Below are 468 nucleotides of genomic sequence, written 5' to 3' on the forward strand. Positions count from 1 at the left end.
GATCCGGTGAGGCGGCTGGTGCCGGGGTCGATGACGAAGTCGGTGAGCTTCACGACCGTGGAGCCGGCGGTGAGGCTGATGCCGGAGCCGGAGTGGTCGATCTCGCCCTGGACGTAGGGGCGGTAGGACTGCTGGGGGTCGAAGTACTTCACGTTGCCGCCGGTGATGGGGAACGCGAGGGTGCCGGTGGAGCCGTCCAGGGTCGCGGTGCCGATGACGCCGGGGGTCAGGCCCAGGGTCGTGAGGGCGCCGGTGAAGCCGCTGTCGAGGGTGACCTTGGTGTCGACGCCGGTGAGCTTCGGGATCGTCGCGAGGGGCGTGGGGTTCGCCTCGGTCGTCGCGGTCGCGGCGGGCTTGGAGGACGTCGAGGACGACGGGCTCTCGGCGGGCGTCGAGCAGGCCGCGAGGCCGACGACGAGGAAGCCCGCGGTAGCGAGGCCGAAGACGGACTTGGTGAGATTGCGCATG

1 protein-coding gene is annotated in these 468 nt (G+C 70.7%); it reads right to left on the reverse strand.

Features of this window, described 5'->3' with window-relative positions:
* On the reverse strand, window positions 1-468 hold a 468-nt coding region (locus ITJ40_RS16845), incomplete at both ends, for a hypothetical protein (protein ID WP_194668177.1).

The sequence above is a fragment of the Clavibacter sp. VKM Ac-2872 genome (assembly GCF_015351105.1).
Lineage (GTDB): Bacteria > Actinomycetota > Actinomycetes > Actinomycetales > Microbacteriaceae > Clavibacter.